The organism is Paenilisteria newyorkensis, assembly GCF_000766145.1.
Classification (GTDB): Bacteria; Bacillota; Bacilli; order Lactobacillales; family Listeriaceae; genus Listeria_A; species Listeria_A newyorkensis.
On record NZ_JNFB01000006.1, the window covers coordinates 38589 to 58265 of the forward strand.

Here is a 19677-nt window from a genome sequence, read left to right on the forward strand (position 1 = left end):
ACACAGAAGGTCTGAAATAGTTCATTTAGTTATTTTTCAATGAATTAATTCTTTCTTCGACCAATAGTTTTTTCTCCATATAGTCTTTTTCTTTCGCTCGCTCTTCTTCAATGACATTGGCCGGTGCTTTTGCCATGAATTTCTCGTTTGATAGCTTTCCTTGTACACGTGAAACTTCTTTTTTCCATTTTGATAACTCTTTTTCTAATCGAGCAATCTCTTCATCCATGTTGATAAGCCCTTCAAGTGGCAAGTATATCTCCGCCCCAGAAACTACGGCTGTCATTGCGGTTTTCGAAGGCTCTAAATCAAATGAAATCGTAGTCGTCTCAGGATTACAGAAGCGCTCAATATAAGAAATATTTTTCTCTAAGATAGCTTTATGTGTTTCTGTTTTCGGTTTTAGTTGTAATTCAATTTGCTTGCTAAGCGGAGTGTTCACTTCTGCGCGGATGTTACGAACTGCTCGGATAACTTCCACAAGTAGCTTCATTGAGTCCGCTGCTTCTTTATCCACTTGCTTCTCATTTACTTTTGGCCAATCTGCAATGGTGATGGACGCCCCTTCATGAGGTAAGTTTTGCCAAATTTCTTCTGTTACGAATGGCATGAATGGGTGTAGTAATCGCATCGTATTATCCAACACATACGCTAGAACAGATCTGGTTGTTTTCTTCGCCTCTAAATCATCGCCGTACAGGGATATTTTTGCAATTTCGATGTACCAGTCACAAAACTCATCCCAAATAAAATTATAAAGCGTTCGACCTACTTCGCCAAATTCGTATTTTTCCGCAAGGTTAGTCACCGTTTCAATCGTTTCATTAAGTCGCGTCAGTATCCACTTGTCACTCACTTCTGTCACGTTTGATAAGTCGATAGCTTCGTATTTCATGCCTTCCATGTTCATCAACGCAAAACGGGAAGCGTTCCAAATTTTATTAATGAAATTCCAAGTTGATTCTACTTTTTCAAAGCTAAATTTCAAATCTTGACCTGGCGCGGTTCCTGTCGATAGCGTATAGCGTAGAGAATCTGCACCGTATTTCTCAACCACTTCTATTGGGTCAACACCATTTCCGAGTGATTTAGACATCTTTTTACCATCTGCATCTCTGACTAAACCGTGTATCAGTGTATCTTTAAAGGGCCTTGTATCCGTAAATTCCACTGATTGGAAAATCATTCTAGATACCCAGAAAAAGATAATGTCATATCCGGTTACAAGCGTACTCGTTGGGAAAAACTTTTGAAAATCCGGATTTTCCTCATCTGGCCATCCCATTGTTGAAAAAGGCCATAGTGCAGAGCTGAACCAAGTATCAAGTACATCTTCGTCCTGATTCCAGTTCTCAATGTCTGCGGGCGCATTTTCTCCCACATAGAGTTCACCAGTTTCTTTATGGTACCAAGCAGGAATTCTGTGCCCCCACCATAGCTGACGAGAAATACACCAATCGTGAATGTTCTCCATCCAAGAAAGATATGTTTTTTCGAAACGCTCAGGTATGAAGTTTATTTTTTCATCTTGATTTTCTTGTAATTTCACTGCTTGCTCTGCTAAGGGTTGCATTTTTACAAACCACTGCATGGATAAATAAGGTTCAACAACAGCTCCTGTACGTTCTGAATGCCCCACAGAATGAAGATGTGGCTCTTGTTTAATGAATAGCCCCAGTTCCTTAAAGTCTTCGATAATAGCTTTTCTCGCTTCAAACCGGTCCATACCATTATATTTTCCTGATGCTTCGTTCATTGTTGCATCCTCATTCATTACGATAACGCGGGGTAAATCATGGCGATTACCGACTTCAAAATCGTTAGGATCGTGTGCTGGCGTAATTTTTACAACGCCAGAGCCGAATTCGCGTTCCACATAGTCATCTGCAACAATTGGAATTTCTCGGCCAATGATTGGTAGTGTGATAGTTTTTCCGATGAATGATTGGTAGCGCTCATCTTTAGGATGAACGGCAACCGCTGTGTCTCCTGGAATTGTCTCCGGTCTTGTCGTTGCAACCTCAAGGAAGCCCGAACCATCTGTTAAAGGATATTTCAAATGATAGAATTGACCTTCCACGTCTTGGTGGATAACCTCGATATCTGATAGGGCTGTTTTAGCAACGGGATCCCAGTTAATAATGTATTGACCGCGGTAAATCAGATCTTTTTCGTATAGTGAAACAAAAACTTTTTTTACTGCATCAGATAGACCTTCGTCCAATGTAAATCTCTCTCTAGAGTAATCTAACCCTAAGCCGATTTTCTTCCACTGCTCTCTAATGAATGTAGCGTATTCTTCTTTCCAATCCCAAGCTTTGGATAGAAACTTCTCTCGACCAAGATCATAGCGAGAGATATCGCTTTCGCGCAGTTTAGCTTCCACTTTTGCCTGTGTAGCGATGCCGGCGTGGTCCATTCCCGGAAGATAAAGCGTGTCATACCCTTGCATCCGTTTCATTCGTGTTAGGATATCTTGTAATGTCGTATCCCATGCATGACCTAGATGTAATTTTCCTGTGACATTGGGCGGTGGGATAACAACGGAGTACGCGGGTTTATCATTTTTACCGTCCGCTTTAAAAAATTCTTGCTCAATCCACCAGTCGTATCTATTTTTTTCGATATCTTGCGGGTTATATTTGGTTGGCATATTCAGTTCAGTCATTGTTTTTCCCCCTATAAATTGATTTTCAGCATTTTTGAAGCACAAAAAAACTCCTCTCATCCATAAAGGACGAAAAGAGTATTTTCCGCGGTACCACCTTTTTACCGTACACAAAACCGGCACTTCATTAATTTAACGAGAGAAAGTTTCCCGATATCCCTTACTCTTTTTTCAGGGATACTGCTCAGAGGCTACGTTCGAATACTTTTCTTAGAGACTCGCACCAGCCGTCTCCTCTCTGTAGTAAGAAAAAATATTCTACTCTTCCTCATCCTTGCATTTACGAATATTTAGATTGGATTTATTGTATCAAATAAACGCAGAAACGTCAACGCAGTGCCTTCATAGCTGCTTCCATTGCTTCTAGTGTTTTTGCGATTTCTACATCTGTGTGTTCCGTTGAGATAAACAAGCCTTCATATTGAGAAGGTGGTAAGAAAACCCCATTATTGAGCATTTCTCGGTAGTAGTTAGAGAAATAAGTCAGATCCGATGTTTTTGCAGTGTCGTAATTTGTTACTTTTTGATTGGTGAAGAAAAAGCCGAACATGGAACCTGCTCTGTTGATAGAAAGTGGGACTTCATATTGCTTCGATAATACTTCTAGCCCCTCTTCCAGCTGATCTATCAGAGCTCTAAACGCATCATAGTGATGTGGTGTTAATTGTTTTAGTGTGGCATAGCCTGCGTTCATTGCTACCGGGTTTCCTGATAATGTTCCTGCTTGATAAATAGAACCTGCTGGGGCAATGTGTTCCATAATTTCTTTTTTCCCGCCGTAAGCGCCGACTGGTAGCCCACCACCGATTACTTTTCCAAGACAAGTGATATCAGGCGTGACAACATAAAGACCTTGTGCGCTATAAAAATCAACGCGGAAACCCGTCATGACTTCATCAAAAATCAGAAGGCTTTCATACTGAGTCGTCACTTCGCGTAGCCCTTCTAGGAATCCTTCGATTGGAGGCACAACGCCCATATTTCCTGCTACTGGCTCCACGATGACAGCTGCTATTTCTGCACCATATTTTTCGAAGACGAACTTTACGCTTTCTAAGTCATTGTATGGAACAGCTATGGTATCAGCAGCAAGTCCTGGCGTGACTCCTGGGGAATCTGGCAAGCCAAGCGTTGCAACGCCTGATCCTGCTTTTATTAGCAAGGAATCGCCGTGGCCGTGATAGCTTCCTTCGAATTTCACTATCTTATTTCTTTTGGTATAGCCTCTTGCTAATCGAATGGCGCTCATTGTTGCTTCTGTTCCTGAGGATACCATGCGAACCATTTCTACAGATGGGACACGTTCTACGACAAGTTTTGCTAGTTCGGTTTCGATTTCTGTCGGTGTTCCGAAGCTCGTCCCTTTCATAGCGGCATCGGTAACTGCTTTTATAACGCCTTCGTTCGCATGACCTAGAATTAAAGGCCCCCAAGATAGGACGTAATCGATATATTTATTGCCGTCGATATCGGTTAAATAAGCGCCTTTTCCATGCTCCATAAAAACAGGATTCGCGTTTACTGATTTAAATGCACGAACTGGACTATTAACACCGCCTGGCAATATTTTTTCTGCTTCTTTAAAGGCTTTGATTGAGTTTGTATATTTATTCATCTAAGCATCTCCTTTTAGATAGAGGGCAACGTCTTTGGCGAAATAAGTAATAATCAGACTCACGCCAGCACGCTTCATACTCGTCAGCATTTCCATCACAATTCGCTCTTCATCGATCCAACCGTTGGCGCTCGCAGCTTTTACCATCGCGTACTCGCCACTTACATTGTAGGCCACGACGGGAAGATTCGTTTGATTGCGCACATCTCTGATAATATCGAGGTAGGAAAGGGACGGTTTGACAATCAGGAAATCCGCGCCTTCTTGTTCATCACTTTTTGCTTCGCGCAACGCTTCAAGTCTATTAGCGGGATCCATTTGGTAGGTTTTTCGATCACCGAATTGAGGTGCACTATTCGCTGCATCACGGAAAGGACCATAAAAAGCGGAGGCATATTTCACAGCATAAGACATAATCGGGATATCTTGATAGCCTGCTTCATCTAGACCTTCACGAATAACTTGCACAAAGCCGTCCATCATATTGGAGGGGGCAATGATATTGGCACCAGCTTTTGCTTGGCTAACTGCTGTTTGTTTGAGCAGTTCTAACGATGCGTCGTTTTTTACTTCGCCATTTTTAATCACACCGCAATGTCCATGATCTGTGAATTCGCAAAGGCATGTATCTGCAATAACAATCATTTCTGGAGCTAATTTTTTCACTAATCGCGTGGCTTCTTGAACAATTCCATGGTCGTGATATGCGCCTGTTCCTACGTCGTCTTTATCGTCAGGGAGCCCGAACAAGATGATTGCTTTGATACCTAACTTGGTAAGCTCTTCAATTTCAGCCTCCAATTCATGTAAAGGGAATTGGAAAACGCCAGGCATGGAGCTCACTTCTGTTTTGGCCTCTTTACCTTCTTTTACAAAAATAGGATAAATCAGATCATCGGTATGTAAAACCGTTTCGCGAACAAGGTCGCGCATTGCGGCACTGCTCCGCAAGCGCCGATGTCTATCAAAATTTGGACTCATTGTCATATCTCTCCTTCTATTAATAATTCGCATATTTGTTGCATTGTATAGTTATCTGGCTCATATGCGACCGAAAAACCAGATTTTTTAATCGCCTCGGTTGTTACTGGGCCGATGGATGCGATTTTTAAAGATTTGATATCTCCGGTATAGCTTTTCAGAAAATGGCGCCATGCAGAAGGGCTAGCAAATATCGCGATATCGATGGGCTGGTAATGCATAACCGATTGTAACTGATTGATAGATTCTTCTGGAAAACCAGTTTCATAAATCACGCTTTCTTTGACTAAATGCCCTGATTGAGCGAAGCGTTTCGCAATTTCATCACGCGCGATATTGCTTTTTGGAAGGAAAATAAGTTGCGATACTAAACCAAGCGCTAGCCATTCTTCAATAAACACATCCGTTGTAAATAATGACGGATGAAAATGAGGCGAGTAACCGTATAAAGCAAGTGCCTCCGTTGTTTTCTCACCGATCACTGCTATTTTTATTTTTTTAGGGATTACTGCTTGTTGCTCAAAAAAATAACGAACTGTGTTTGCACTTGTGAATATAATCCAATCGTATTCGTCTAAAACCTCGTCGCACGGGTGTGGCCTAGTCTCAATCATCGGAACTGCCGAAGCACGAAACCCTGCGCTTTCCAACACATCTAGCCAAGGCATATTTTTCGAAGCTTCACGTGTTAATAAAACGTGTTTAGACATTATCTCTTAATCCTTGAATAACCTCTTTAGCACCAAGTTGGATAAGCTGATCCGCTACACTTAAACCAAGCGCCTTAGGGTCTTCTCCCTGTTCTGTAATTTGATAAAATAACTTGCCATCAACAGAACTAACCAGACCTTTTAACTCTAAAGAACCATCTTTTACAGTCGCGTGACCAGCAATTGGAATTTCACAACCGCCATCTAATGCTTTTAAAAGTGTGCGTTCTGCTGTTACGGCAAGGTTTGTTCCCTCATCATTCAATAGTGCGAGCATCTCTTTGACAACGGTATCATCTGCGCGACACTCAATCGCAAGTGCTCCCTGTCCAACAGCTGGTAAACAAATCGATTCATCCAAGAAAGCATAACCTTGCTCCAGCTTATCTAGCCAATCCATGCGTTTCAATCCAGCAACTGCTAGCACGATTGCGTCAAAATCCTCTTCCCGCAACTTCCTAAGCCTTGTATCAATATTCCCGCGAATGGGCTTAATGTTTAAATCTGGTCGTACATGCAATAATTGCGCAGCACGTCGCAAACTACTTGTCCCAATGACAGCACCATTAGCCAAACTATCTAAGCTATTTCCCTGCTTAAAAATAAGGCAGTCCAGTGGATTCTCACGTTTTGGAATGGCACCAATCATTAGTCCACCGGCTAGCTCAGATGGGACATCTTTCATACTATGTACAGCGAAATCAATTCGCTTTGCAATCAGCGCATCTTCTACTTCCGACACAAAAAGGCCCTTGCCACCAACTTTGCTCAATGTAACATCTAAAATACGATCGCCTTTTGTCACAATTTCCTCAATCTCAAAACTTATTTCTGGAAATTGTTCTTGAAGTTTTGCAATCACCCATTTTGTCTGCGTTAAAGCTAGTTGGCTGCGTCTTGAACCAACAATAATTTTTCGAGTCATGCTTTTTCACCAACTTTTTCTTTAGTTATTTCTATCGTTTCTTCTGTTTTTTGAAGGTCAAATATATTTTGGAAAACTTCAATGTCATGCGCGGCATCTGCACTTGTTGCCATCTCTTTTAATTCAGAAATTGGATGTTTCAGTAACTGATTAATGATACTCTTCATGTGTTTACCGACAATGACTTGTTCCCGATCTGATAGGTTTGGCAATTTATTCGAAAGACTCTGCATCGTTTCTGCTTGTAATGCCAACGCTTTTTCACGTAGATCTTTAATGATTGGAACAACGCCGAGCTGTTTCTCCCATTCATAAAAATTCACGCAAGCTTCTTCAATTTGTGCTTCGATTTCGATGACCATTGCTTGCCGTTGTTGTGTGTTTTCTTGGATGACATCACCTAAGTCGTCAATGTCAAACAACGTCACATTGGGAATCTCTGCACATGTCGCTTCAACGTTTCGCGGTAAAGCAATATCTATAATGACAAGCGCTTTTTCACGCTCAGCTATCATATTTTGGGTGATGATTGGTGTCGTTGCTGATGTGGAAGTAATGACAATGTCTGCATGCTTTAGTTGTTCGCTCAAGCTAGCGTAATCCGACCACTGGATACCTAACTTTTCTGCCACATCTTCCGCGCGCGCGCTCGTTCTATTTAACAGCGTGACATCAGCTATTTTGGCTCCAAGCATGTTCTGAATCGCTAGCACGCCCATTTTCCCAGCGCCGACAATGACTGTTTTCTTATTTGCAACATCCATACATGCTTTTTTCACGACTTCCACCGCGGCATAACTAATAGACACTGCATTTTCGTTGATTTTCATCGTATGGTGTACGTTTTTGGCGAAATGAACTGACTCGCGGAATAGTTGATTTAAAATTGTTCCCGTTGTTCCGATTGTTTGCGCGCTTGTGAACGCGTCCTTGACCTGACCAAGAATCTGCGTTTCACCGATAATCAAAGAGTCCAAACCACTTGTGACGCGATACAGATGTTTCACGGCCTCTTCTTCTTCAAAAAACAGCAAATAAGGCTCCAAAATTTGCATATCCATTTGGAACCAATTGGCTAAGAAACGCTTAATATAGTATCTTCCTGTATGGAGTTGATCCACCACAGCAAAAATTTCAGTACGGTTACATGTCGATATAATAACATTTTCTAAAATACTTTTTTCTTGATGCAAGGAAACCAATGCCATTTCCTCTTCTTCTGGATTGAAAGCTAACCGTTCTCGTATTTCGATTGGCGCGCTTGTATGATTTAGACCGACAGAGAGAATGTACATCAATAAGCCCCCTTTTTACATTAATAAATTCAAGCTTCATTCTATCACTTTTTAGAACGGGCGCCAACTTGTTCGCTTGTGAATAATCGCAACGACTTACTGCATTGCTTCTTCAATTAATTTCCAAGCTTCTTCTTTGCCCATCTTTGTTTCAGAGGAAAACATCACAAAACCATCTTCTGGATCGAAATCTAGTGCTTCTTTCACTATTTTCATGTTTTTATGCCATTTGCTACGCGGAATTTTATCAGCTTTTGTAGCAATAACGATAGCTGGAATCTGATAGTATTTCAAAAATTCATACATGTTCCGGTCATCTTCGGTTGGCTTATGACGTAAATCTACAATCTGAATCACTGCTTTAAGAGGCGTTCTGCTCGTCATGTATGTTTCAATCATCTCGCCCCATTTTTGACGTTCCTTCTTAGAGACTTTGGCAAAACCGTATCCTGGAACATCGACGAAGAAAAAGGAATCTTCAATTTTATAAAAGTTCAATGTTTGCGTTTTCCCTGGTTTTTGCGAGATTCTGGCCATACTTTTACGGCGAATCATCGTGTTAATGAAAGAAGATTTCCCGACATTCGAACGACCTGCGAGCGCAAACTCTGGCAAACCGCCATCTGGATACTGCTCTTTCCAAACAGCACTTATTACAAGTTCTACATTATTTATATTCATAGTTTCCACCTTTATCTAAAATGATCTTTTTTAAGTATAACGGAATTATGCAAATTAAGCAAAAAGGCTCTCCGCTGATGGGAGAACCTTCCTTGAAAACTAGATTTGCGATACTTCTGCTTGTACGCGTGCGATGAATTCGTCTAGTGGTAATGTTTCTGAATCTTTCTCGCCATATTTACGTACGTTGACTGTGTTGTTCTCTACCTCTTGATCACCGATAACGAGCGCATACGGGATTTTCTTTGTTTGTGCTTCGCGAATCTTGTAACCAAGTTTTTCATTGCGTTCGTCGACTTCCACGCGGAAACCGGCATACATTAACTTATCTTTCAGCGCTTTGCTGTGATCCATATGTGCATCGATGCTAACTGGGATAAGCTCCATTTGGATCGGTGCCAACCATGTTGGGAACGCGCCTTTATATTCCTCAATCAAGTAGGCAACGAAGCGTTCCATTGTTGAGACAACGCCACGGTGAATCACGACTGGACGGTGTTTTTCGCCATCTTCGCCGATATAAGTTAAGTCAAAGCGTTCTGGAAGCAGGAAATCAAGTTGGACAGTAGATAATGTTTCGTCTTTGCCAATTGCAGTTTTCACCATAACGTCAAGTTTTGGCCCGTAGAATGCAGCTTCGCCATCTGCTTCATAGTAATCCAAGCCCATGTCGTCCATCGCGTCTTTCAACATGCCTTGCGCTTTTTCCCACATCGCGTCGTCATCGAAATATTTCTCCGTGTTTTCAGGATCGCGATAGCTTAGACGGAAACTATAATCTGTAATCGCGAAATCTTTGTACACAGCTAAAATAAGTTCGACAACACGTTTGAATTCGTCTTGAATTTGATCTGGGCGAACGAATACATGCGCGTCATTTAGAGTCATACCGCGAACCCGTTGTAAGCCTGAAAGCGCGCCACTCATTTCATAGCGATGCATCATACCAAGTTCTGCGATGCGGATTGGTAATTCGCGATAACTGTGAATGTCATTTTTGTAAATCATCATGTGATGCGGACAGTTCATCGGACGAAGCACAAGCTCTTCATTGTCCATTTTCATTGTTGGGAACATGTCTTCATGATAGTGATCCCAGTGACCGCTTGTTTTGTAAAGCTCTACGTTTGCCATAATTGGAGTGTAAACGTGGTTGTAGCCTAGGCGTTCCTCTTTATCAACGATGTAACGCTCGATCACGCGGCGGATTGTCGCACCTTTTGGAAGCCATAGCGGTAAGCCTTGTCCAACTTCTTGACTATTCGCAAATAACTCCAACTCTTTACCAAGTTTGCGGTGATCACGCTCTTTCGCCTCTTGTTGCAGACGTAGAAATTCTTTCAAACCATTTTTATCGAAAAAGGCTGTTCCGTAAATACGTTGCAACATTTTGTTATTGCTATCGCCGCGCCAGTAAGCACCAGCCACACTTAGCAATTGGAATACTTGAATTTTACCAGTTGATGGAACGTGCACACCACGACATAGGTCGAAAAATTCGCCTTGTGTATAGATAGTCACTGTTTCCTCTGCTGGAATCGCTTCGATAAGTTCTAATTTATAGTTATCACCGATTGCTTTGAAACGTTTGATCGCTTCATCGCGGGAGACTTCTTCACGTGTAATCGGCAAATTTTCACGAATGATGTTTTGCATTTCTTTTTCGATTACCGGGAAAGTTTCTTCGCTGATCGCCACTTCCGTATCGACGTCATAGTAGAAACCAGAATCGATAGCTGGACCTACCCCAAAAGTAATACCTGGATATAAACGTTTTAAAGCTTGAGCTAGTAAATGCGCGGAACTATGTCGCAAAATTTGCAGCGCGTCTTCGTGATCCGGAGTCACAATTTCGATTTTTGAATCCTCAAGAATCGGTGTTACTAAGTCGACCAATGTTCCGTTCACTTTACCTGCTAATGCCTTTTTCTTGAGGCCTGGGCTGATGGACGCGGCGATATCTGCTGTGGAAACGCCTGCCTCAAATTCTTTTACTGCACCATCTGGAAATGTAATTTTCATTTTCTTCGACTCCTTCTTCCAATTTTTTAGACGAAACGCGGACTTCTTTCAAGCACATTCTAACTTTTTGGGGAACAAAAAAAGACCCATCCCTAGCTTATGCAAGGGACGAGTCTTTCAACACGTGGTTCCACCCAAGATTCAAGAATTCCGAAAAATTCTACTCTTGTCACAGTTAACGGTGTGATCCGTCTCAAACTACTACTGGGAATACCCAATTTCGAATGAAAAGTTCAAAGGGGGTCACTTTACTGGCTAATTAGGAGGTTCTCAGCAATGCCTCCTTCTCTGTGAATCAGACGCTAATAAAATGTTGTCCTTATCAATACTTGTTTCATCATTACCTGTATTATAAATCGGATTGGACAAAATGGCAAGCTTTAGTACTAAAAAATTTAATAGCGCCTATTTCTGCCATCCAGTTCTACTTCTTTCGACAAGTAACGAATCCGTTCCATAATTCGGCGGGCCTTCATGCGTTCTTCCGTGCCATTATTCGAAAACATCAAGTGGTTTTCTAGATGCTCCATACTGTAATTAGACGAGAAAAACGTTGGCAATTCTTCTTGCATCCGGAACTGCAAAATGGCTCCCAGCACTTCATCACGCGTCCATGTCGTCATCGATTCCGCGCCAATATCATCTAACATCAAAATATCGGTTTCTTTCGCGAACTGGATTTTTTCACCGACGCTGTTATCCGCTATCGATTGCTTGATTTCACGCATAAATTCTGGTAGATATACGAGCGTTGTTGAGATTCCTTTTAGCGCCAAATCCTTTGCCATAGCACCAAGTAAATACGATTTTCCCGTTCCGAAACTGCCGTGAATATAGAGACCTTTTTGCATACCAGTGGCGCCTTTTTCATAGGTGCTTAAAAATTCACCAGCCGCTAAAAATGCCGCACTACGCGACTCATTATCGATTGAAAAATCATCCAATGTTGCCTCCATCACTTGCTTCGGCATATATAGAGACCGGATGCGTTTTTCTATCGCGCGCTGTCGGTCTGCCTGAATTTTCTCCTCGGTCGGGTAATATGTGACCGTGATATAGTCGCCGTTCAAACTAAGTCGCGGCGCGTAACCAGGCATCAATGTATCTTCTTTTTGCTGATACTTCTCGTGCTCCGTCATAAATTCGTAAAGCTTGGATAAGTTCTGATTGATGATTTGTTCGTTTAGCTCTGATTGGTGCTCGTTTAGAAACTGCTTCACCGGCCCATAAGCAAAAACTTGCTGCTTCAATGTTTCATATTGTTTTTCAAAATCGCGACCTTGGAAGAGCTGACCGAGCGTTCTTTCGATTTTATCCATCTTCGTCACCTACCTTCTTTTAAGCGTTTTTTCATCTCTTCAACTTGCTTGTCGAGCGTCGATTTTTCGCGGACAGTCATTTCTTTTTCAACTGGTTTCACTTCTTCTTTATCAAACCAATCTGGCAAAATTTCTTTGCGTCCTGTTTGATTGAATTTACGGTTGTTATTGCGATAATTGGCCGGCGGTTTCTGCGTGCCTTCTTCTTGAAGTTTCTTATATTTTTCATGCTCAGCCCAAGCCATTTCCATCGCTTCTTTGGCGGTCTGTACTTTTTTACGTTTCCAGTGAGCTGCGATGGTCATCATGTAGTTTTTAGAAATTTTACCGTCTAGTCGAAGCAAAACATATTCAATCAATACATTCATGACTGGAATCGGCAAATTCTGTTGCGCCAAAACTTCATCAATGACTTTAAGGTCGGTCTCTGCAGGCACTGCCCCATCGCTAATATCGACCATCAATTGATATGGCGTCACGTTTTCCAAATAATAAGCAAGCGCTTCTGTATCCGACGCACCTTCTTGCGGCTGCAGATCTTGTGACGCGACTTTAGGCTCGGTTTTCGCTTTTAATTCCGGCAAGCGGTTATGTTGCAACTGGTAGCCATCTCGTACAATTTTGCGCAAATAGTCTAGATCTAGCGAACCGTCTGCTTGCACCGATCGATACAAATAATGCACCATATCGAGCTCTTCCACCGCATAAATCGCGTGCAGTTTCAGAATGCACGCGCGAACTTCTTCCGTCACCGCATTTCGTGATAACATCGTCGGCGATAAACTTTGGAGCATCACCGCAAAATCAAATGCTTTGTCATCGAGCGTGACACCTCGCGATACCGCACGCCCAACAGGTTCGCCATTCGCGACCGTACTCACCGGCAATTCGCTCCCTTGAAACGTCTCAAATACATCCTGAAACGAACGCGTCACCTCATCAAAACCATCTTCTGACATCGGTTCATCGGAAAAAAAGCGGCGCAATCGTTGGTACTGTGCGTTTCCAATTTTGCTATATAAATAAATATTCAATAACCCGTCGGAAAAAAACTGCTCAGGAGAAAGCGGTGCTGCCATTTCGTATATGTAATGTCGGGATTCGCCGGTCGTCTGCACGAAACTCCGCAACAAGCCCAACCCCTCTAGCTTCAATCGTGCTTGGAAAAGGTTCGACAAGCTGATCCCGAGCAAGTTTAGCAGCTGGGTATGACTATGGCTCTCGGACCAAAGGCGGTTCTCCTCCACCTCTGTGACAAGCGTGTCGTAGAGCGCCAAACATTCTGCTCCCATTAGCGGCTGATATAAAAAAGTCATGATTTTGCGGTCTTTTTCTGATAAAACACCATTCGCCTTCACTTGATAGCTATCGACCGGCTGTAACTCCATCCAAAATTCTGCCACTCTACTTCACCTTTCTTACTCCTATTTTGTCTTATTCATTAAATCTTTTAGTTCTTCCACAAAAACGCTGATATCCTTGAACTGGCGGTAAACCGAGGCAAATCGCACATAGGCAACCTCGTCTAAAACCGCCAATTTATCCATTAATTTCTCACCGATCAAATGCGAAGATACTTCACTTTCACCGATGCTTCGTAGCTCGCGTTCGACTGCGTTCACGACGTCTTCCAATTGTTCCACGGAGACCGGCCGCTTTTCACAAGCACGAATGAGGCCGCGCAATATTTTCTCTCTGGCAAACTCTTCACGAACACCGTCTTTTTTGACGACGATAAGCGGGCTTTCTTCTACTTTTTCGAATGTGGTGAAGCGAAAGCCGCACGTTTCACATTCTCTGCGACGTCGAATGGAATTGCCATCATCCGCCGGTCTTGAATCCACAACGCGTGAGCTATTGCCTTTACAAGATGGACATTTCATTGTCATCCACTCCTATTTTATGTGATTCCTTTTCCCTAGTATACCACGACTCCCACCAAAGCTTCTACTTTGAAAAGGTGCGGACTAGCGCGCTTACTTGTTGTTCTGTTTCGGCTAAACTCTGTGAATTATCAATCACAATATCTGCCTGTTTTATTTTTTCAGCTAGCGGTAATTGGCTGGCGATTCTAGCTTGTGCCTCGCTTTTCCCTAAATTATTCCGCTTCATCAAACGCTCTAATTGCGTCTTTTCATCCACAAAAACAACGACAATCGTATCTACCATTTCTTGCAGCTTACTCTCTATCAAAAGTGGAATATCAAAAACGATAATATCATGTCCAGCGGCTATCCATCGATCCCGTTCAGCCAACATCCAGCGCCTTACAAGCGGGTGCACAATCGCGTTTAAAACTTCCCGCTTCTCACTATCGTGAAAAATAATGCTACCCAACTTCTGCCGATCAAGCTCCCCGTTCTCTTGAAAAACCTCCGCGCCAAAAGTGGCTCTGATTTGCTTCGCGCCTTCCGTCCCAGCCTCGACAACTTTTCGAGCAGCGATATCCGCGTCAACAATTGGAAAACCAGCTTCATGAAGCATCTGACTAACCGTGCTTTTCCCGCTTGCAATTCCGCCTGTTAATCCAATAATATAAGCCATCCGCGTCACCTATTTCTGACATTTCGGGCAAAAATGCGTGCCCCTGCCATTCAGTTTGATTTTCACAATTGGCGTGCCACAAACCGGACACGGATTGTCTTTTTCGCCGTAGACTTGCAGTTTATCTTGATAACCGCCAATCTTTCCTTGTGAGTTCACATACGTACGAATGGTGGAACCTCCGAGTGCGACTGCTTCTGCCATGATTGACCTAGTACTCTCATAAAGTCGCGTGATTTCAGCTGGCGTTAATGTGTTCGCCGGTCTTTCCGGAAGTACCCGCGCCTGAAAACAAACCTCATCCGCGTAAATATTTCCGATACCCGCAACAAGACTTTGATCCAGCAAAACGGTTTTGACGGCGCGACCTGATTTCATTAGTTTCATCGCAAAAGCGCTCTTTTCAAACGTGTCGGAAAGCGGTTCTGGTCCGAGTTTTTGGATAGATTTGGTGAGTCCTTCTTGCCCTTTTAATACGAGTTCCATCGTGCCAAACTTCCGGACATCAAGGTAGCGTAGTTCTGTGTTATCCGTGAAGTGGAACGTGACGTGTGTGTGCTTGTCCACTGGATCTGTCGCATTATTGAGACGGTACTTGCCCTCCATGCGCAAATGCGATAAAAGCGTGCCATCCGTTGTGTCGATTAGCAGAAACTTGCCGCGACGGCGAACGGCTTCGATTTTTTGCCCGATCATATTCCCAACAAATTGTTCTGCTGGCATGCCGACGATCATCTTTGGAACGCCGACGATAACTTGATCGATTTCTTTTCCTATAACAAGTTCGGCGAGTGTTGCCCGAACGTTTTCTACTTCTGGTAATTCTGGCATGATTTTAACCCCTTACTTCTGTTATTTCGCGTCGTACCACGTGTCTCCGAAAGAACTATCGACTTTGAGTGGGACAGAAAGCGCGACGGCATTCTCCATCACATCGGGAACGATTTCTTCGAGTTTCGCGATTTCGCTTTCTGGTGCTTCAAAAATGAGCTCATCGTGCACTTGGAGTAGCAAACGTGCTTCGAGTTTCTCCGAGATAAGACGGTCATTCATGAGAATCATCGCTTTTTTGATAATATCCGCGGCACTTCCTTGAATCGGTGTATTCATCGCGGTTCTTTCGGCAAATCCACGAACGTTGAAGTTGCGACTCGTGATTTCAGGAATATAACGGCGACGATGCAAAATCGTTTCAACATAGCCTTTTTCCTTCGCAGAACGCACAATTTCTTCCATGTACTCTTTTACGCCAGGATAACTCGCAAAATAACGATCGATAAAATCCCGTGCTTCTTTCCGCGTAATACCTAGATTCTGCGATAAACCGTAATCACTAATGCCATATACGATACCAAAATTGACGGCTTTTGCTTGGCGGCGCATCAACGAATCGACTTCTTCCTGCTCCACGTGGAAAACGTCCATCGCAGTTTTTGTATGGATATCATAGTCGTGTTTGAAGGCGTATTGTAGGTTCTCATCTTCTGAAATATGCGCCAAAACGCGTAGTTCGACTTGTGAGTAATCCGCAGAAAAAATCTTCCAACCTGGTTCAGATGGGACAAAGACTTGACGAATTTTGCGGCCTTCTTCCAAACGAATCGGGATATTTTGCAGGTTCGGGTCAACAGAGCTCAAACGGCCTGTTTGCGCCAATGTCTGGTTAAAACGCGTGTATACTTTTTGCGTATCTTGATGTGTCACTTTTAGCAAGCCTTCGATGTAGGTTGATTGGAGTTTGCCAAGTTGACGGTACATCAGGATGCTTTCAATGATTGGATGCGATCCTGCCAGTTTTTCAAGGACGTCGGCGGATGTGGAATAGCCTGTTTTCGTTTTCTTTTCTGCTGGGAGCCCTAGATTTTCGAACAGGATAACGCCTAATTGTTTCGGCGAATTGATGTTGAATTCAGATCCTGCATACTCATGAATCGTTTTTTCGAGTTCGCTTAATCGGCCTGCCAACTCAACTTTCATATCTTCTAGACGCGCCGTGTCCACTTTGACGCCGTACATTTCTATTTTCGCTAAAACCTTGGATAGCGGTAATTCGAGGTCTTCAAATAAGCCTAACTGCTCATTATTTTCGAGTTCCGTACGCATTTTTTTCTCTAATTCGGAAACGGCGACAACTTTACGCGCCAGATGTTCCGCAACAATGGCTTCTTCTGGAATCGCGCGTTTTGCCCCTTTTCCGTACACCAATTCATCCGTTTTCACCGCGTCGAAATCGTGACTCACTGCAACACTCGCAAAATCACCAATCGTGTCGGATGGGTTGAGTAAATAAGAAGCGAGCATAATATCGAATTCGATACCGTCGACCGCAATATCAAATTTGGAAAGCCCGACAATCGTTTTCTTCGCATCGTATACGACTTTTTCTTTTTTCGGATCTTCCAGCCACGTTTTCAATGCTGGAGACTTTGTGAGCGCATCCGCATTTGCGAAAAATGTACCCGCTTCCGAATGAAACGCAATCCCAATAAACGGTGCCGTATGGTAGTTGTCATTATCCAATTCGACATAAATCGCGGTTTTGTCGCTCAGATGTTCCGCCGTAATCTCATCTACTATTTCAAACGAGAGGCTCTCCATTTCTTTCTCCGGTTCGCTCGATTCCCCCTGTATATTTTTCAAAAGTGTCGCAAAACCAAGTTCTTTCAGTAACGGCACCACTTTTTCCGTATCGTAGCCAGTATATTTCAGATCCGCGACTTTAATTTCTAGTGGCGAATCCGTGTTGATTGTCGCCAATTCTTTACTCATTACGGCTGATTCTTTATTATCCATTACTTTTTCTTGTAGCTTTTTACCCGAAATTTGATCGGCATTGGCTAGTACTTCTTCTACCGTGCCAAATTGATGTAGTAATTTTAATGCCGTTTTCTCGCCGACGCCAGGAATTCCAGGAATATTATCGGAAGCATCGCCCATTAAGCCTTTCATATCAATGATTTGCTCCGGCATAAGATCATATTTTTCTTTCAAACTCGCCGGTGTATTTTGCTCCATATCCGTGATGCCTTTTTTCGTAATATACACCGTTGTTTTATCGCTCGCGAGCTGCGTTAAATCGCGATCCCCCGTAATCACAACGACCTCTAGCCCGTCTTTTTCAGCGTGTTTCGTAATCGTTCCAATAATGTCATCCGCCTCATAATTCGGCAGTTCATAGCGCGGAATCGAATACGCATCCAGCAACTCGCGAATAAACGGAAACTGCTCAGACAGCTCACTTGGCGTCTTCTGGCGTCCACCTTTGTACTCTTTATACTGACTATGCCGAAAAGTCGTTTTCCCCGCATCAAAAGCCACCAACACATGGTCCGGCTGCTCTTTTTCCAACACATTCATAATCATCATCGCAAAACCATACACCGCGTTCGTGTACACGCCCTTATCATTGCTCAAAAGCGGCAACGCGTAAAAAGCACGATTCGCGATACTATTTCCATCAATTAGTACAAGTTTATTCACAGGGATTCCTCCTCAAAATTTAGCGCTCATTATGTCCATTTTAACATAGAAACACTGAATGCGCCTTTATTCAGGCACACAAAAAAACCATGTTTTGAAACAAGAGCCACACGTTCTCTCTCACTTCAAAACACGGTATCCTTTATCGCTTAAAAATTACGAATCAACGCATCTGCAAACTCGGAACATTTCACTTCTGTCGCGCCGTCCATCAAACGTGCGAAGTCGTAAGTAACCGTTTTGTCAGCGATTGTTTTTTCCATCGATTTAATAATCAAAGTCGCCGCCTCGCCCCATCCGATATGCTCGAGTAGCAACGTCCCAGAAAGGATAACCGAGGATGGATTCACTTTGTCAAGGTTTGCGTATTTCGGAGCCGTACCATGCGTCGCCTCAAAAATCGCATGTCCCGTCAAATAGTTAATATTCGCACCAGGCGCGATACCAATGCCGCCAACTTGAGCCGCGAGCGCATCAGAAATATAATCCCCATTCAAGTTCATCGTCGCCACAACATCAAATTCCGCTGGACGTGTCAAAATTTGTTGTAAGAATATATCCGCAATCGAATCTTTGACTAAGATTTTACCTGCCGCGAGTGCCGCGTCTTGCTTCGCATTAGCCGCGTCCACACCTTCTGCTTCCACGATACGGTCATATTCAGACCAAGTGAAGACTTTATCGCCAAATTCGCGTTCTGCAAGGTCATAGCCCCACGTTTTGAACGCGCCTTCTGTGAACTTCATAATGTTTCCTTTATGCACAAGCGTCAATGATTTGCGGTTTTCTCTAATCGCATACTCAATCGCCGCGCGAACTAAGCGCTCTGTGCCTTCTTTTGAAACAGGTTTCACGCCAATTCCTGATGTTTCAGGGAAACGGATTTTATTCACGCCAAATTCATCGCGCAAGAAAGCAATCAATTTCTTCGCTTCATCGCTGCCTTCTTTAAACTCAATCCCAGCATAAATATCTTCCGTATTCTCCCGGAAAATAACCATATCTGTATCCTCAGGACGCTTCACCGGAGATGGAACCCCTGTAAAATAGCGAACCGGACGCAGGCATACGTATAGATCTAATTCTTGACGTAGCGCCACGTTTAGCGAACGAATTCCACCCCCAATTGGCGTTGTAAGTGGTCCTTTAATCGCGATTAAATATTCATCGATTGTATCGAGTGTTGCTTGCGGTAACCATTCGCCCGTTTGATTGAACGCCTTTTCTCCCGCTAAAACTTCTTTCCAATCGATTTGCTTCTCGCCGTTATATGCTTTTTCAACAGCCGCATCAAGTACGCGCTTAGCGGCACGCCAAATGTCTGGACCTGTGCCATCGCCTTCGATAAACGGAATTACTGGATTATTTGGCGTTTTTAAAACACCGTCTACTACTTGAATTTTTTCACCTTGTGTCAAATGAATTTCCCCCTCGCAA

The 19677-nt window shown here is 43.2% G+C and carries 15 protein-coding genes and 2 other annotated features; all 15 genes read right to left on the reverse strand.

The features are described from left to right. Positions 1–25: 25 nt before the first annotated feature. The gene (locus EP58_RS02205) at positions 26–2668 is read right to left on the reverse strand and encodes a valine--tRNA ligase (RefSeq protein ID WP_036089487.1); all 2643 of its coding nucleotides are present in this window, start codon (positions 2666–2668) and stop codon (positions 26–28) included. Between the two features lie 62 nt (positions 2669–2730). Further along, positions 2731–2952 (reverse strand) — a binding site (T-box leader). Positions 2953–2996: 44 nt separating this feature from the next. Continuing rightward, positions 2997–4283: a glutamate-1-semialdehyde 2,1-aminomutase gene (gene hemL / locus EP58_RS02210; RefSeq protein ID WP_036089488.1), complete on the reverse strand. Its 1287-nt coding sequence runs from the start codon at positions 4281–4283 to the stop codon at positions 2997–2999. Beyond that, positions 4284–5264, reverse strand: a complete 981-nt coding sequence (gene hemB / locus EP58_RS02215; protein WP_036089490.1) for a porphobilinogen synthase — start codon at positions 5262–5264, stop codon at positions 4284–4286. A gap of 2 nt (positions 5265–5266) precedes the next feature. Continuing rightward, positions 5267–5974, reverse strand: a complete 708-nt coding sequence (locus EP58_RS02220) for a uroporphyrinogen-III synthase (RefSeq protein ID WP_036089491.1) — start codon at positions 5972–5974, stop codon at positions 5267–5269. After that, positions 5967–6899 carry a hydroxymethylbilane synthase gene (gene hemC / locus EP58_RS02225; RefSeq protein WP_036089492.1) on the reverse strand — a complete coding sequence of 311 codons (933 nt, stop codon included), beginning with the start codon at positions 6897–6899 and terminating at the stop codon, positions 5967–5969. The genes EP58_RS02220 and hemC overlap by 8 nt, the downstream gene beginning before the upstream one ends. Next, the gene (hemA, locus tag EP58_RS02230; protein WP_036089493.1) at positions 6896–8194 is read right to left on the reverse strand and encodes a glutamyl-tRNA reductase; all 1299 of its coding nucleotides are present in this window, start codon (positions 8192–8194) and stop codon (positions 6896–6898) included. Before hemA ends, hemC begins: the two co-directional genes overlap by 4 nt. Positions 8195–8290: 96 nt before the next feature. Beyond that, entirely contained in the window at positions 8291–8875 is a 585-nt protein-coding gene (gene yihA / locus EP58_RS02235; RefSeq protein ID WP_036089494.1) for a ribosome biogenesis GTP-binding protein YihA/YsxC, read from the reverse strand. Positions 8876–8974: 99 nt separating this feature from the next. Continuing rightward, positions 8975–10897: a threonine--tRNA ligase gene (gene thrS, locus EP58_RS02240; protein WP_036089495.1), complete on the reverse strand. Its 1923-nt coding sequence runs from the start codon at positions 10895–10897 to the stop codon at positions 8975–8977. A 101-nt stretch (positions 10898–10998) separates the two neighbouring features. Next, positions 10999–11232: a binding site (T-box leader), on the reverse strand. A gap of 60 nt (positions 11233–11292) precedes the next feature. Further along, a complete protein-coding gene (dnaI, locus tag EP58_RS02245; RefSeq protein WP_036079331.1) occupies positions 11293–12216 on the reverse strand; it encodes a primosomal protein DnaI in 924 nt (307 codons plus the stop codon). A gap of 5 nt (positions 12217–12221) precedes the next feature. Then, positions 12222–13619, reverse strand: a complete 1398-nt coding sequence (locus EP58_RS02250; RefSeq protein ID WP_036089496.1) for a replication initiation and membrane attachment family protein — start codon at positions 13617–13619, stop codon at positions 12222–12224. A gap of 21 nt (positions 13620–13640) precedes the next feature. Continuing rightward, the gene (gene nrdR, locus EP58_RS02255) at positions 13641–14099 is read right to left on the reverse strand and encodes a transcriptional regulator NrdR (protein ID WP_036089498.1); all 459 of its coding nucleotides are present in this window, start codon (positions 14097–14099) and stop codon (positions 13641–13643) included. 64 nt (positions 14100–14163) lie between these two features. Continuing rightward, entirely contained in the window at positions 14164–14760 is a 597-nt protein-coding gene (coaE, locus tag EP58_RS02260) for a dephospho-CoA kinase (RefSeq protein WP_036089499.1), read from the reverse strand. Between the two features lie 9 nt (positions 14761–14769). Further along, complete coding sequence (mutM, locus tag EP58_RS02265) at positions 14770–15591, reverse strand: DNA-formamidopyrimidine glycosylase (RefSeq protein WP_036089501.1); 822 nt, start codon at positions 15589–15591, stop codon at positions 14770–14772. A gap of 21 nt (positions 15592–15612) precedes the next feature. Next, positions 15613–18240 carry a DNA polymerase I gene (gene polA / locus EP58_RS02270; RefSeq protein ID WP_036089502.1) on the reverse strand — a complete coding sequence of 876 codons (2628 nt, stop codon included), beginning with the start codon at positions 18238–18240 and terminating at the stop codon, positions 15613–15615. Positions 18241–18389: 149 nt separating this feature from the next. Continuing rightward, entirely contained in the window at positions 18390–19658 is a 1269-nt protein-coding gene (gene icd, locus EP58_RS02275) for an NADP-dependent isocitrate dehydrogenase (RefSeq protein WP_036089504.1), read from the reverse strand. Between the last annotated feature and the right edge of the window lie 19 nt (positions 19659–19677).

What these genes read in the sequence shown, in the direction of transcription:
- EP58_RS02205 (WP_036089487.1), bottom strand. Translation starts at nt 2,668, where the DNA reads ATGACTGAACTGAATATGCCAACCAAATATAACCCGCAAGATATCGAA.
- hemL (WP_036089488.1), bottom strand. Translation starts at nt 4,283, where the DNA reads ATGAATAAATATACAAACTCAATCAAAGCCTTTAAAGAAGCAGAAAAA.
- hemB (WP_036089490.1), bottom strand. Translation starts at nt 5,264, where the DNA reads ATGAGTCCAAATTTTGATAGACATCGGCGCTTGCGGAGCAGTGCCGCA.
- EP58_RS02220 (WP_036089491.1), bottom strand. Translation starts at nt 5,974, where the DNA reads ATGTCTAAACACGTTTTATTAACACGTGAAGCTTCGAAAAATATGCCT.
- hemC (WP_036089492.1), bottom strand. Translation starts at nt 6,899, where the DNA reads ATGACTCGAAAAATTATTGTTGGTTCAAGACGCAGCCAACTAGCTTTA.
- hemA (WP_036089493.1), bottom strand. Translation starts at nt 8,194, where the DNA reads ATGTACATTCTCTCTGTCGGTCTAAATCATACAAGCGCGCCAATCGAA.
- yihA (WP_036089494.1), bottom strand. Translation starts at nt 8,875, where the DNA reads ATGAATATAAATAATGTAGAACTTGTAATAAGTGCTGTTTGGAAAGAG.
- thrS (WP_036089495.1), bottom strand. Translation starts at nt 10,897, where the DNA reads ATGAAAATTACATTTCCAGATGGTGCAGTAAAAGAATTTGAGGCAGGC.
- dnaI (WP_036079331.1), bottom strand. Translation starts at nt 12,216, where the DNA reads ATGGATAAAATCGAAAGAACGCTCGGTCAGCTCTTCCAAGGTCGCGAT.
- nrdR (WP_036089498.1), bottom strand. Translation starts at nt 14,099, where the DNA reads ATGAAATGTCCATCTTGTAAAGGCAATAGCTCACGCGTTGTGGATTCA.
- coaE (WP_036089499.1), bottom strand. Translation starts at nt 14,760, where the DNA reads ATGGCTTATATTATTGGATTAACAGGCGGAATTGCAAGCGGGAAAAGC.
- mutM (WP_036089501.1), bottom strand. Translation starts at nt 15,591, where the DNA reads ATGCCAGAATTACCAGAAGTAGAAAACGTTCGGGCAACACTCGCCGAA.